This window comes from Pararhizobium sp. P1_E7 (assembly GCF_056405855.1).
This window is the reverse complement of the sequence record NZ_JBFUBH010000004.1, coordinates 136,936-149,081: the sequence shown is the minus strand read 5'-3', so window position 1 is coordinate 149,081 and position 12,146 is coordinate 136,936. Positions and strand designations below refer to the sequence as shown.

At 61.5% G+C, this 12,146-nt stretch carries 11 protein-coding genes; 6 read left to right on the top strand and 5 right to left on the bottom strand.

Annotated features, from left to right (window positions below; translation table 11 throughout):
• Nucleotides 1–20 precede the first annotated feature (20 nt).
• Nucleotides 21–758 (top strand): phosphonate metabolism transcriptional regulator PhnF, encoded by a 738-nt coding sequence (gene phnF / locus AC1D17_RS06715; RefSeq protein ID WP_477564632.1) that lies wholly within the window; start codon nucleotides 21–23, stop codon nucleotides 756–758.
• Nucleotides 759–815: 57 nt separating this feature from the next.
• Here the strand turns inward: phnF and AC1D17_RS06710 are convergent, their stop codons facing one another.
• The 4 genes from AC1D17_RS06710 to fba form a co-directional block, all read right to left on the bottom strand.
• A complete protein-coding gene (locus tag AC1D17_RS06710) occupies nucleotides 816–1,655 on the bottom strand; it encodes a fumarylacetoacetate hydrolase family protein (protein ID WP_477564631.1) in 840 nt (279 codons plus the stop codon).
• Between the two features lie 96 nt (nucleotides 1,656–1,751).
• Nucleotides 1,752–2,303: a gluconokinase gene (locus AC1D17_RS06705; RefSeq protein ID WP_477564630.1), complete on the bottom strand. Its 552-nt coding sequence runs from the start codon at nucleotides 2,301–2,303 to the stop codon at nucleotides 1,752–1,754.
• Nucleotides 2,272–3,039: an SDR family oxidoreductase gene (locus tag AC1D17_RS06700; protein ID WP_477564629.1), complete on the bottom strand. Its 768-nt coding sequence runs from the start codon at nucleotides 3,037–3,039 to the stop codon at nucleotides 2,272–2,274. Before AC1D17_RS06700 ends, AC1D17_RS06705 begins: the two co-directional genes overlap by 32 nt.
• Before the next feature lie 54 nt (nucleotides 3,040–3,093).
• Nucleotides 3,094–4,140 (bottom strand): class II fructose-bisphosphate aldolase, encoded by a 1,047-nt coding sequence (fba, locus tag AC1D17_RS06695; RefSeq protein ID WP_477564628.1) that lies wholly within the window; start codon nucleotides 4,138–4,140, stop codon nucleotides 3,094–3,096.
• A 651-nt stretch (nucleotides 4,141–4,791) separates the two neighbouring features.
• Between fba and AC1D17_RS06690 the strand changes: the two genes are divergently transcribed.
• The 5 genes from AC1D17_RS06690 to AC1D17_RS06670 all read left to right on the top strand — a co-directional run bounded on the left by AC1D17_RS06690 (nucleotide 4,792) and on the right by AC1D17_RS06670 (nucleotide 11,153).
• On the top strand, nucleotides 4,792–6,390 hold the full coding sequence (locus AC1D17_RS06690; RefSeq protein ID WP_477564627.1) for a peptide ABC transporter substrate-binding protein: 1,599 nt from the start codon (nucleotides 4,792–4,794) through the stop codon (nucleotides 6,388–6,390).
• 55 nt (nucleotides 6,391–6,445) lie between these two features.
• Nucleotides 6,446–7,369, top strand: a complete 924-nt coding sequence (gene oppB, locus AC1D17_RS06685) for an oligopeptide ABC transporter permease OppB (RefSeq protein ID WP_477564626.1) — start codon at nucleotides 6,446–6,448, stop codon at nucleotides 7,367–7,369.
• Nucleotides 7,362–8,489, top strand: coding sequence for an ABC transporter permease (locus AC1D17_RS06680; RefSeq protein ID WP_477564625.1), 1,128 nt, complete (start codon nucleotides 7,362–7,364; stop codon nucleotides 8,487–8,489). Before oppB ends, AC1D17_RS06680 begins: the two co-directional genes overlap by 8 nt.
• 1 nt (nucleotide 8,490) lies before the next feature.
• Nucleotides 8,491–10,092, top strand: a complete 1,602-nt coding sequence (locus AC1D17_RS06675) for an ABC transporter ATP-binding protein (RefSeq protein WP_477564624.1) — start codon at nucleotides 8,491–8,493, stop codon at nucleotides 10,090–10,092.
• Between the two features lie 149 nt (nucleotides 10,093–10,241).
• Nucleotides 10,242–11,153: an SMP-30/gluconolactonase/LRE family protein gene (locus tag AC1D17_RS06670; RefSeq protein WP_477564623.1), complete on the top strand. Its 912-nt coding sequence runs from the start codon at nucleotides 10,242–10,244 to the stop codon at nucleotides 11,151–11,153.
• Nucleotides 11,154–11,156: 3 nt separating this feature from the next.
• On the opposite strand, the gene AC1D17_RS06665 is transcribed toward AC1D17_RS06670, so the two are convergent.
• Entirely contained in the window at nucleotides 11,157–12,071 is a 915-nt protein-coding gene (locus AC1D17_RS06665; RefSeq protein ID WP_477564622.1) for a DMT family transporter, read from the bottom strand.
• Between the last annotated feature and the right edge of the window lie 75 nt (nucleotides 12,072–12,146).

The following is a 12,146-nucleotide window of genomic DNA, read 5'->3' as shown; positions in this document are numbered from 1 at the left end:
CCACATGACGGGCTTGTGACATGAATGCGAAAAAAGCGGTCGAGCGCCAAACCGGCGTCGCCCTCTGGCGGCAGATCGCTGATCTTATCCGGCTGTCGATCAGCAATGGCGACTACGATCAAACGGGCATGGTACCGCCGGAAACCGTGCTTGCCGAACAATTCGGTGTCAATCGCCACACGGTGCGCAGCGCCCTGGCCGCGCTGGCGGATGAAGGCCTGGTCCAGGCGATCCAGGGCCGGGGCACGATGATCCAGCGCAAGGAACGGCTGAGTTTTCCGATTTCACGGCGTACACGGTTTTCACAGGGGCTTGGAGATCAGGCCCGCGAGACCGAGGCAAGGCTGCTGGCCAAGGCGACAGTGCCGGCTGCGGGCGACGTCGCAAAGGGATTGAAAATCGATCCCGGGTCCCCCTGCATTCAGCTCGATCTGGTGAGCAGCGCCGATGGACGGCCCGTTTCCTGTTCCACCAGCTTTTTCCCGCAAAGCCGGTTTCCGGCCATGGCCGAAGAGTTCGAACAGTTGCGCTCGATCACCAAGGCCTTCGCAGCGCAGGGTCTGGCGGATTATGTGCGTATCTCGACAGAGCTTGTCGCACGCCATGCCGATGCCGGCGAACTGGCATTGCTCCGGCTTTCGCCCGGCGCCATCGTCATCGAGGCGATTGCCATCAATGCCGATCCGGAGGGTGTGCCGGTGCAATTTTCGCGAACCCGCTTTGCCGCCGATCGCGTCAAGCTGAAGATCGAAACCTGAGCACATGAAAAAGGGCGCGGAACCGAAGCCCGCACCCCCATGAATTTACCGCAGCCATCAAACGTCGGCGACGAAGGTCTGCTTCTGCGTACCCAGGCCCTCGATCCCGAGTTCGACGACATCGCCGGCCTTGAGATATTGCGGCGGCTTGAAGCCCATGCCGACGCCGGGCGGCGTTCCCGTGGAGATGATATCGCCGGGGTGCAGGGTCATGAACTGGCTGAGATAGCTGACGACGTGCGCCACACCATAGACCATGGTCTTCGATGACCCGTTCTGCTTGCTGACGCCATTGACCGTCAGCCACATCTTGAGGTTCTGCGGGTCGGCGACTTCGTCCCTGGTCACGAGCCAGGGGCCCGTCGGGCCAAAGGTGTCGCAGGACTTGCCCTTCGTCCACTGGCCGGAACGCTTGGTCTGGAAATCGCGCTCGGAAACGTCATTGATGACGCAATAGCCAGCGACATGCTCCATTGCGTCCGCTTCCGAGACATATTTGGCTTGCTTGCCGATGATCACACCCAGCTCGACTTCCCAGTCGGTCGCTTCCGACCCGCGCGGAATGAGAATGTCATCGTTCGGACCGGCAATGGCCGAGGTCGCCTTCATGAAGATGACCGGTTCCGGTGGAACCGCGGCGCCGGTTTCGGCTGCGTGGTCGGCGTAATTCAGGCCGATGCAGATGAATTTGCCGGTGCCAGCAACGCAGGCCCCGAGGCGCGGGCTGCCACCGACGAGGGGCAGGCTGCCGATGTCGAGGCCATCAGCCCAGTCCATGTCGCTGATCGCGTCGCCGCCGACATCGGCGATGACGCCGCTGAGGTCTCTGATCTGGCCATCCCTGTCGAGGACGCCCGGCTTTTCAGAGCCGAACGGCCCGTAGCGCAAAAGTTTCATGTTTCCTCTTCCCTTGAAATCCGGTTGCCTCAGTCCCGCCGTCTGACAGATCAAAGGCAGGCAGTGTTGTAAAGCGCTTTTGCCCGCAGCCGCACCTCAGCGCGCAGGTAAATCCTTGAGGCCGGCCAGGGCTTTCTCAACGATGGAAGCAAGGGGGAGATCGACATCGACGGTCACCACGTCAGGCTCGCCTGCCGGTGGCTCCAGCGCGGCGAACTGGCTGTCGAGCAGCGATGCCGGCATGAAATGGCCGGCGCGGGCCTGCATCCGTTTCTCGAAGACGGCGCGAGATCCTTCCAGGAAAATGAAGGCCAGGCGGCCGCCCGCCGCTGCCCGCAACCGGTTGCGATAGATTTTCTTCAATGCCGAGCAGGATACGATGATCCGCTCGCCGCGAGCGACGCCGTCGCCGATCAGCCCGCCAATAATGTCGAGCCACGGCCAGCGGTCGTCGTCGGTCAGCGGGATGCCGGCCGACATTTTCTCGATATTGGCAGGCGGATGCAGGCCGTCGCCTTCGATGAACCGGCAGTTCAGCGCTTCCGACAGCCGTTCGCCGACCGAGGTCTTGCCGCAGCCGCTGACGCCCATGACGATCACCGGCAGGTCCGCATTTTCAAAGAGAGGTTGTGATGCCGCCATCGACATAGAGCGTGTGTCCGTTCACAAAGGAAGAAGCGTTACTTGCCAGAAACACCGCCGAACCGACCAGCTCCTCGACATTTCCCCAGCGTGCTGCGGGTGTACGCTTTTCCAGCCAGTCTGAAAACTCCGGATTGTCGATCAGCGCCTGATTGAGCGGCGTCCTGAAATAGCCGGGTGCGATCGCATTGATCTGCAAACCGTGCCGGGCCCAGTCGGCGCACATGCCACGGGTGAGATTGCGCACCGCGCCCTTCGTTGCCGTGTAGGGCGCGATGCCGGGGCGGGCGAGCTCGCTCTGGACCGAGGCGATATTGACGATTTTGCCCCGGCCCCGGCCGATCATGAAGCGGGCAACGGCCTGGCTCACATAGAAGACGCTGGAGATATTCGTTGCCAGCAGCTGTTCCCATTTGTCGGCCGGAAAATCTTCCAGCGGCGAACGGAACTGCATGCCGGCATTGTTGACCAGGATATCGATCGCGCCGATTTCGCTCTCGATGATGGCGACAGCTTCGGCAGCAGCGTCCCTGCGGGTCACATCGAAGGCCGCAGCATTGGCAACATGGCCGCTGTCCCTGAGGGCAGTGACGGCCGCCTCGACCTTATCAACATCACGGCCGTTGACGACGATCTCGGCGCCGTGGGCAGCGAGGCCTTCCGCCAAGGCAAAACCGATACCCTGGCTTGAACCGGTGATCAGGGCGCGTCGGCCGGTCAGGTCAAACAGTGGAAAGCTCATGCAATTGCCCTCGAAGCGGGATGTGGCGGGAAATCTCCCCGCCACAATGCGTCCTCAGGCGGCCTTTGAATAGGCCTTTGCCATATCGGGCAGACGCTTGACGCGAATTTTCGATGCCTGGCCTGCTGCGTTGAAGGCAATGAAGCGCTCCTTGCAGACTTCGACCATGCGGGCGGTCGCCGGCTTCAGGTAGTTGCGCGGGTCGAAATTGTCGGGGTTCTGCAGGTGATGCTTGCGGATTTCGCCGGTGAAGGCCAGCCGCAGGTCCGTATCGATATTGACCTTGCGGACGCCGAGCGGAATGGCCTTCTGGATTTCGTGGACGGGAACACCCCAGGTCTGCTTCATCTTGCCGCCGAATTCGTTGAACAGTTCCTGCAGGTCCTGCGGCACCGACGATGATCCGTGCATGACCATGTGGGTGTTCGGCAGGCGCTTGTGGATCTTGGCGATGGTTTCGATCGAGAGGATGTCACCATCCGGCGCGCGGGTGAACTTGTAGGCGCCGTGGCTCGTACCGATGGCGACGGCCAGCGCATCGACACCGGTCTTTTCGACGAAATCGAAAGCCTGTTCCGGGTCGGTCAGCAGTTCCTCGCGCGACAGCTTGCCTTCGAAGCCGTGGCCGTCTTCCTTTTCGCCCGCGCCCGTTTCCAGGTTGCCGAGACAGCCGAGCTCGCCTTCGACCGAAACGCCGGCGGCGTGGGCGATCTTTACGACTTCGGCGGTGACGCCGACATTGTACTCATAGGAGGCAATCGACTTGCCGTCGGCCAGCAGAGAGCCGTCCATCATGACGGAGGTAAAGCCGTTGGTGATCGCCGAAATGCAGGTCGAGGGCTGGTCGCCATGGTCGAGATGCAGGCAGACCGGGATATGCGGATATTCTTCCGTGGCCCCGAGGATCAGATGACGCAGGAAGGCATCGCCGGCATAGGCGCGTGCACCCCGGCTTGCCTGAAGGATGACGGGAGAATCCGTGGCATCGGCGGCGCGCATGACAGCCTGAATATATTCCAGATTGTTCACATTGAAGGCGGGTAGCGCGTAGTTGTTTTCAGCGGCGTGGTCCAAAAGCTGCCGCAAGGTGATCAATGCCATCGTCAGAAGTCTCCCGTTGTCTCGGCGCCACCGGTCCTGATCATGATGGCGCGTCTTATTCTCCGCTTGAGCAGAAGTGCTCCCTACAAAAGCCAACCGGTATCGCAACCAGGCCTCCTGGCGAATGTCGGGGGGCGGATTTGCCTGCACAATAATTGATGATCCGGGTTTGGCAACCGGGCACCGCACCGCAAATGACAACCCCGGGCGACCGGAAACGTTACAGGAGAGACGTTGTGGACAAATTATCCTGCATTTTTTGGCAAATTTCGATTTGCAATCAAGGGTTGATAATTCGACTGCCGTACCCGTTACGTTCCAGGGCGTGCCGTCGTGGCCCGTTTGCAGCGGCAGGRAGGACGGATGCAAGTTCATTTCCACAGAACGGCAACCGGAGAATACATATTACGTAAACTGCCGGAAATAATGCTCGAACTTGCGCAATCGTTCCCGCCGGTCCGCCGGGATGGCATTTCACGGGACGCAAATCTGTCAGAAAACGACGCGATTGAAATGCAACCGAAGCGCTATAGATACTTGTCCATCAGCGACAGCGCGGCGTCTGGAACGGCATAAATAGCCTTGCCTTTGCCGGAAAATTGGCATTCTCTCGCCGCTTCACAACCTAAAAGAGGGGAAGGAGAACAAAAAATGACATTGGCAAAAATCAACCTCCGTACAGCGATGCTGCTTGGGTCAATTCTCATTGGCGCGAGCCCCGCGCTCGCAGAAACCGTGCTGCACCGTGGCAATGCCGGCGAGCCGCAGACGCTCGACCAGGCCCACACCTCGATCAACATCGAAGAGTTCATTCTGAAGGACCTTTATGAGGGCCTGACCATCTATGATGCGGCCGGCAAGGTCGTGCCGGGAGCTGCCGAAACCTGGGACCTCTCAGACGACGGTCTCGTCTACACGTTCAAGCTTCGCGCCGATGCCAAGTGGTCGGATGGATCGCCGGTCACCGCCGAGGACTTCGTCTTCTCCCTCCAGCGCGTTGAAGATCCGAAGACGGCTGCGGGCTATGCCAACATTCTTTTCCCGATCAAGAACGCTGAAAAGGTCAACAAGGGCGAACTGCCTGTCGACCAGCTCGGCCTGAAGGCCATCGACGAAAAGACGCTTGAAATCACCCTGGAACGCCAGACCCCCTTCTTCCTGGAACTGCTCGCGCACCAGACGGCCCTGCCGGTTTCTAAGGCAAGCGTCGAAAAGAACGGCGCCGATTTCGTCAAGCCGGGCGTCATGGTCTCGAACGGTGCCTACAAGCTCGTCGCCCATACGCCGAACGACAGCCTGACGACTGAAAAGAACCCGTCCTACTGGGATGCCGCCAACGTCAAGATCGACAAGGTGATCTTCTACCCGATCGACGACCAGGCAGCGTCCGTGCGCCGTTTCGAGGCCAAGGAAATGGACCTCGCGTACAATTTTTCGGCTGACCAGCTGGAACGCCTGCGCGCCGCCCATGGCGACCAGGTCCATGTTTCGCCGACGCTGGCGACCTATTACTACGCCTTCGACACCCGCCAGGAGCCCTATAGCGACGTCCGCGTTCGCCGTGCACTCTCCATGGCTGTCGATCGCGACTTCCTCGCCAAGGAAATCTACTCGGGCTCGCAGTTGCCGTCCTACTCGATGGTGCCTCCGGGCATGGCAAGCTACGGCGATCCGTCCAAGGCAGATTTCGCCGACAAGTCGCAACTCGACCGCGAGGACGAAGCAGTCAAGCTGATGAAGGAAGCCGGCTACGGCGAGGGCGGCAAGCCGCTCAACATCGAGATCCGCTACAACACCAATCCGAACCATGAACGTGTGGCAACTGCCGTTGCCGACATGTGGAAGAACACGTTCGGCGCCAAGGTGTCGCTGGTCAATCTCGACGTTTCCTCGCACTATGCCTACCTGCAGGAAGGCGGCAAGTTCAACGTTGCCCGCGCCGGCTGGGTTGCCGACTATGCCGACGCCGAGAACTTCCTGGCGCTGAGCCTGTCTGCAAACAAGACCTTCAACTACGGCCACTTCGAGAACCCCGAGTTCGACGCCCTGATGAAGAAGTCTTACGAGGAGATCGATCCGACTGTCCGCTCCAAGCTGCTTCATGAAGCCGAAGCGCTTTTGATGAAGGAACAGCCGATTGCGCCGTTCCTGACGCAGGCCGACCTGTGGCTGGTGTCAGACAGGGTGAAGGGTTGGCAGGATAACGCCGTCAACGCGCATCTGAGCCGCTTCCTGAGCGTTTCCGAATAACGGATTGAACGCGCGGCGGCCCCGCTGCCGCGCGTCACGGTCAGAGAGTAAAACCATGATCTCCTTTGTCCTGCGCCGCCTTGCGAGCGCCGTGCCGACGTTGTTTATCGTCGTCACGATTTCCTTCTTCCTGATGCGGTTCGCTCCCGGCGGCCCCTTCAATCTCGAACGTCCGCTGCCGCCGCAAACAATGGCGAACCTGATGGCGACGTATCATCTGGACCAGCCGCTCTGGAACCAGTACCTCACCTACATCAGCAATGCTGTGACCGGCGATTTCGGACCCAGCTACATCTACAAGGACAACACCGTTGCCGAACTGATCGGCAAGGGTCTGCCCTATTCGATGGAGCTCGGCTTTTATGCGCTTTTGCTGGCTCTTGTCGGCGGCGTGCTTGCCGGCACCATCGCGGCGCTCAGGCAAAACAGTGCCCTCGATTTCATGATCATGTCGGTCTCGACGGTCGGCGTCACGGTGCCCAATTTCGTGGTCGGCCCGGTCCTCACGCTGATCTTTGCCATCACGCTTGCCTGGCTTCCAGCCGGCAGCTGGGGCGACGGTTCGCTGCGCTTCCTGATCCTGCCGATGATCGCGCTCGCCCTGCCGCAGCTGGCGGTCTTTGCGCGGCTGACGCGCGGCTCTATGATCGAGGCGCTGCACACCGACCATATCCGCACAGCCCGCGCCTACGGCCTGCCGTCGCGCACGGTGGTCATCACCCATGCGATGCGCGCCGCCATGCTGCCGGTCGTCTCCTATCTGGCACCCGCGGCAGCGGCACTTTTGACCGGCTCGGCCGTTGTCGAGACGATCTTCACCATTCCCGGCGTCGGGCGTTATTTCGTGCTCGGTGCCATCAATCGCGACTACACGCTGGTGATGGGAACCGTGGTGCTGATCGCCCTCTTCGTCATCGTTTTCAATCTTCTGGTCGACATTCTCTACGGCCTTCTCGATCCGAGGGTTCGCCATGACTGATATCGTCACCACGGAACTGCCGCCGGAAACCGCAAGCCGCAGTCTGTTTCAACTTGCCACCATGCGCTTCCGCCGCAACCGTGCCGCCATGGCCGGCTGCGTCACCCTGGTGCTGATCACCCTGTTTTCGTTTCTCGGGCCCTACTTCATCAGCCACACCTATGACCAGGTGTTTCCGTCCTATGTGTCGGTGCCGCCGAGCCTGGAACCACGGCCGGATGCATCCAGCCTTAAGGACGTGATGGAAGGCGTTGCCGGGCGGGCACGCGTCGATCTGAAGGAATTTTCCGTCGAAGATCAGACCTTCACTGCCACGGTGACATCCGACACACCGATCGATCCGCGAACCACCCGCTATTTCGACCGCGCCAACGAATTCGACGGTACGCAGGTGCTGGCGACCGAAGACGACGGCAAGACGCTGAAGCTCACCGGTAGCGTCTCGCGGGAATATTTCCTGTTCGGCACGGATTCGAACGGCCGCGACCTGATGGCCCGCGTCATGCTGGGCGGCCAGATCTCGATCGCCGTTGGCTTGCTCGCCAGCCTCGTTTCGCTCTCGATCGGCGTGCTCTATGGCGCAACGTCCGGCTATGTCGGCGGCCGCATCGACAATGTCATGATGCGGTTCGTCGAAATCCTCTATTCGCTGCCCTTCGTCTTTCTCGTCGTCGTGCTCGTCGTGTTCTTCGGCCGCTCGTTCATCCTGATCTTCCTCGTCATCGGCGCGGTGGAATGGCTGGACATGGCGCGCATCGTCCGTGGCCAGACATTGGCCTTGAAACGGCGCGAGTTCATCGGTGCGGCGCAAGCGCTCGGGCTGACGGACTGGCAGATCATCCGCCGCCACATCATCCCCAACACCATCGGCCCGGTCGTCGTCTTCGTCACCGTCGTGGTGCCGAAGGTGATCCTGCTGGAAAGCTTCCTGTCTTTCCTCGGGCTTGGCGTCCAGGCGCCGCTGACGAGCTGGGGCGCCCTGATCGCCGAAGGTGCCAACAACATCCAGTCGGCGCCGTGGCTTCTGATCTTCCCGGCGATCTTCTTCGTCCTCACCCTGTTCTCGCTGAACTTTGCCGGCGACGGCCTGCGCGATGCGCTCGATCCGAAGGACCGCTGACATGAACGATAAACGGGAAACAATTCTCGCCGTCCGCAACCTCAAGGTTTCGTTCTCGACCCCGGACGGAACCGTCGAAGCGGTCAAGGGCATCGACCTCGACATCAAGGCCGGCGAGACGCTGGCCGTGGTGGGCGAATCCGGCTCCGGCAAGAGCCAGACGATGATGGGCATCATGGGCCTGCTTGCCGGCAACGGCACGGTCTCCGGCTCGGCAAAGTATCGTGGCCAGGAACTGGTGGGTCTGCCGCTGAAGGCGCTGAACAACGTGCGCGGCGCCAAGATCACCATGATCTTCCAGGAGCCGATGACCTCGCTCGATCCGCTCTACACGATCGGCCGGCAGATTGCCGAGCCGATTGTCCATCACCGCGGCGGTTCGTTCAAGCAGGCCCGCGCCCGCGTGCTGGAACTTCTGGAGCTGGTCGGCATTCCCGACCCGGCGCGGCGGATCGACAGCTATCCGCATGAAATGTCGGGTGGCCAGCGCCAGCGCGTCATGATCGCCATGGCGCTCGCCAACGATCCCGACATCCTGATCGCCGACGAACCGACGACGGCGCTCGACGTGACGATCCAGGCGCAGATCCTCGATCTGCTCAATTCGCTGCAGGCCAAATTCGGCATGGCGGTCGTGCTCATCACGCACGATCTTGGCATTGTCCGCCATTTCGCCAGCCGGGTCGCGGTCATGCGCCGCGGCGAAGTGGTCGAGACGGGAACGACGGCCGATATCTTTGAGCGTCCGCAAGCCGACTATACCAAGATGCTGTTGGCCGCCGAACCACATGGCCGCAAGGCATCGCCCGGCGACAAGGCACCCATCATTCTCGAAGGTACGAATGTCGCCGTTGATTATGCCACCGGCGGCGGCCTGTTCGGCAGTTCGGCGGGCGTCTTCCGCGCCGTCGACGGCGTCACTATCCGGCTGAAGGAAGGCCAGACCATCGGCATCGTCGGCGAATCGGGCTCAGGCAAGTCGACGCTCGGCCGTGCCCTTCTGCGGCTTGTGCCGAGCTCCGGCCGCTATCAGTTCGGGGCAACCAATATCTCCGACTTCGGCCGTTCCGCCATGCGGCCGTTGCGCCGGCAGTTGCAGCTGGTCTTCCAGGATCCCTACGGTTCGCTGTCGCCGCGCCAGACGGTGGGTGAAATCATCACCGAGGGGCTTTACGTCCACGAACCGCAGCTCAGCCGCGCCGAGCGCGACAAGCGGGCCATCGAGGCGCTCAAGGAAGTCCGGCTCGACCCGGCCGCCCGCAATCGCTATCCGCACGAATTCTCCGGTGGCCAGCGCCAGCGCATCGCCATTGCCCGGGCTATCATCCTCAAGCCCAAGGTCGTCATTCTCGACGAACCGACCTCGGCGCTCGACCGCTCGGTGCAGGGGCAGGTTATCGATCTCCTGCGCGATCTGCAGAAGGCCAACGGCCTGTCCTACATCTTCATCAGCCACGACCTGTCGGTGATCAAGGCAATGTCGGACTATGTGGTGGTGATGAAGAACGGCAAGATCGTCGAGGAAGGCGAAACCGACGCGATCTTCGGGGCGCCGCGCGAAAGCTATACCCAGACCCTGATGAGTGCAGCCTTCACCGCATGACCTTAGATATGCCCGGTCCCGAAGGACCGGGCATCGTTGGGCCCGCATGTCCTTGTGGTTTCAATCCCGGCATCCTACGCTTGCAGCCAGGAGCCGCCGCATTGCCGGTGGAATGAACGACAACACCATCGGTAACACGGGGACACGCCATGCCCAGTCCATCGCTTTACGAAATCCATGATCCGCGCTTCCGCTCACTGATTGTCGGCAGCGCCGTTCTCGAAGAGCTCCATTCCGGCTGCCGCTGGGCCGAGGGACCGGTCTGGTTCGACGATGCGCAGCAGCTTTTGTGGAGCGATATTCCCAACCAGCGCATGTTGCGCTGGGTGCCCGACGGCGGCGTCTCGGTCTATCGCACGCCCTCGAACTTCGCCAATGGCCATACGCGCGACCGGCAGGGGCGGCTGATCTCCTGCGAACACGGCACCCGCCGTGTCACCCGCACGGAAACCGATGGCTCTATCACCGTTCTTGCCGACAGCTTTGAGGGCAAGCGGCTGAACTCGCCCAATGACGTCGTCGTGCGCTCCGACGGCAGCATCTGGTTCAGCGATCCGACCTACGGCATCCTGTCGGACTATGAGGGTTACAAGTCAGCCCCCGAGCAGGCCAAGCGCAGCGTCTACCGGCTCGATCCTGTGACCGGGGAGCTGACGGCCGCCGCCAGCGATTTCCTCCAGCCGAACGGCCTTGCCTTCTCGCCCGGGGAAACCAAGCTCTACGTCGCCGACAGCGGCACCAATCCGGATGACACGGCGCCTGCCCATATCCGCGTCTACGATGTGGAAGGCGCGCGCCTGACCAACTCCGGTGTCTTCTGCCATCTCGACGAGGGGCGCCCCGACGGATTTCGCCTGGATACGAACGGCAATCTGTGGACCAGCGGCGGCCATGCGGTGCATTGTTTTTCCTCGGATGGCACGCTGCTCGGCAAGATACGCATCCCGCAGGGCGTCTCGAACCTCACCTTCGGCGGTCCGCGCCGCAACCGGCTGTTCATTACTGCGACTCAGTCGGTCTATTCGATCTACGTGACGGCGACCGGCGTCCAGCGGCCCTAAAAACTACTCCTTGATCCCGCCCCGGCGCTTCAGCTGCTGTTCGCGGAAGAAGATGAACAGGCCGGAGGCGACGATCAAGGCGGCGCCGACGATCACCGTCCAGCGCGGCGTATCGCCGAAGAAGATCCAGCCGAACACCACCGCCCAGAACAAAAGCGTATATTGCAGCGGCACGACGGTTGCCGCATCCGCAAGCTTCAGCGACCGGCTGACGAGGATATGCGCAAGCATGGCAACGATGCCCAGCAGGCTGAGGCAGAGCACCGCCTGCATGTCCAGCGGCGCCCAGCCGGCCGTATTGGCGCCGACGCCAACCAGCGAAAAGATCAGCGCGCCACTCAACTGCCAGAAGATCAGCGTCGTATCCGGCGTTGCGCGCAGCGTCCGTCCAAGCAGAAGCGCAAAGGCGAAAGCGGCACTGCCGACCAGGGCAATCAACGCCGGCAGGGAAAAACTCTTGGATGAGGGTTCAAGCGCGACGATCACCCCGGCAAAGCCGATCAGGATCGCCGTCCACCGCCGCCAGCCAACCTTTTCGYCCAAGAGGAACGGCGAGGCCGCCGCGACATAGATCGGAGCCGCCAGCCAATAGGTCATCGCGTCGGCAAGCGGCATATAGGCAACCGCGAAATAGAAGGCGGACGCATCGACGGCGAACAGCAGGGACCGCAGGGCATGCAGCCGCGGCCGGTCGACCTGGATCAGACTGCGCCAGCCGCGCTTGATGAAAAACGGCGTCAGCACGATCAGCGCCGCGATGCTGCGGATCGTCATCAGCTGGCTGACGGAATAGGTCGAGACCAGCCATTTGCCCATGACGTCGTTCAGCGAAAACATCAGCATGCCAAGCAGCATGATCAGGACGCCATTGCGGGCGGCGTTTGACGGGTGGGTAATAAGTGCTGTTTCGGCAGCCATGGCATCGGTTCCGGCGGAGATGCGTGCCAGTCGCACATTCCGGCCGGGCGATCCAGTCGCGAAATAGCATGGGTC

Coding starts and splice junctions, on each gene's coding strand:
- phnF (WP_477564632.1), top strand. CDS start 21: ATGAATGCGAAAAAAGCGGTCGAGCGCCAAACCGGCGTCGCCCTCTGG.
- AC1D17_RS06710 (WP_477564631.1), bottom strand. CDS start 1,655: ATGAAACTTTTGCGCTACGGGCCGTTCGGCTCTGAAAAGCCGGGCGTC.
- AC1D17_RS06705 (WP_477564630.1), bottom strand. CDS start 2,303: ATGTCGATGGCGGCATCACAACCTCTCTTTGAAAATGCGGACCTGCCG.
- AC1D17_RS06700 (WP_477564629.1), bottom strand. CDS start 3,039: ATGAGCTTTCCACTGTTTGACCTGACCGGCCGACGCGCCCTGATCACC.
- fba (WP_477564628.1), bottom strand. CDS start 4,140: ATGGCATTGATCACCTTGCGGCAGCTTTTGGACCACGCCGCTGAAAAC.
- AC1D17_RS06690 (WP_477564627.1), top strand. CDS start 4,792: ATGACATTGGCAAAAATCAACCTCCGTACAGCGATGCTGCTTGGGTCA.
- oppB (WP_477564626.1), top strand. CDS start 6,446: ATGATCTCCTTTGTCCTGCGCCGCCTTGCGAGCGCCGTGCCGACGTTG.
- AC1D17_RS06680 (WP_477564625.1), top strand. CDS start 7,362: ATGACTGATATCGTCACCACGGAACTGCCGCCGGAAACCGCAAGCCGC.
- AC1D17_RS06675 (WP_477564624.1), top strand. CDS start 8,491: ATGAACGATAAACGGGAAACAATTCTCGCCGTCCGCAACCTCAAGGTT.
- AC1D17_RS06670 (WP_477564623.1), top strand. CDS start 10,242: ATGCCCAGTCCATCGCTTTACGAAATCCATGATCCGCGCTTCCGCTCA.